The sequence below is a fragment of the Mesorhizobium sp. M8A.F.Ca.ET.021.01.1.1 genome (genome assembly GCF_003998025.1).
In the GTDB taxonomy this organism is placed as follows: domain Bacteria; phylum Pseudomonadota; class Alphaproteobacteria; order Rhizobiales; family Rhizobiaceae; genus Mesorhizobium.
Map to the genome: position 1 here is coordinate 1 of NZ_RZSJ01001074.1, position 574 is coordinate 574.

The window sequence follows — 574 nt, forward strand, 5'->3', positions numbered from 1 at the left end:
CAGCAAGATCACTCGTAACTCCGAACCCATGTTCGGTGAGGACCGCGAGAAGATAGGTTGCGGTCGGCAGGTCGGCATCTGCCGCGCGCCGTACCTCGTCGGCAATCCTGCTCCGTTGTTCCGGCCTGCCGCGCCGGGCCAGCGAGAGGGCAAGGCCGAGACTTCCTTCGGCGCAGCCAGCTGCGGCCGACCTTTCATACCAGCGCTGCGCAGCATCCTCATCCCGCATCGGCTCGGGGCCGCTGGCCAGAATGTAACCGAGGATCGCCTGTCCCGTTGCCGAGCCTGCCTCGGCCGCCTTCGTGGCAAAACCGAGCGCAGCAGCGAAGTCAGGTTCGCCAGAGTAATCTTGTTCGAAAAGACTCACGCTGGCATCGCGACCGTCAGCATCCGCGGCCACCAGCCCGGCCAGATAGAGGGCAGCCAGAAGCGCCTGCGCGTCAGCACTTCCGTGGTTCGCTGCGCGCAGCAGCCAACGCCTACCTTCCGCCCGGCTCGCCGGCACGCCTGAGCCCTCTAGATAGCAACGGGCGACCCGATACTCGGCATCGACAAGACCCGCGCGTGCCGCGAC

Annotated in this window: 1 pseudogene; it reads right to left on the reverse strand. The window is 66.4% G+C overall.

The features are described 5' to 3' along the window. Positions 1-574: pseudogene (locus tag EOA36_RS36675) on the reverse strand (SEL1-like repeat protein); the annotation flags it as partial.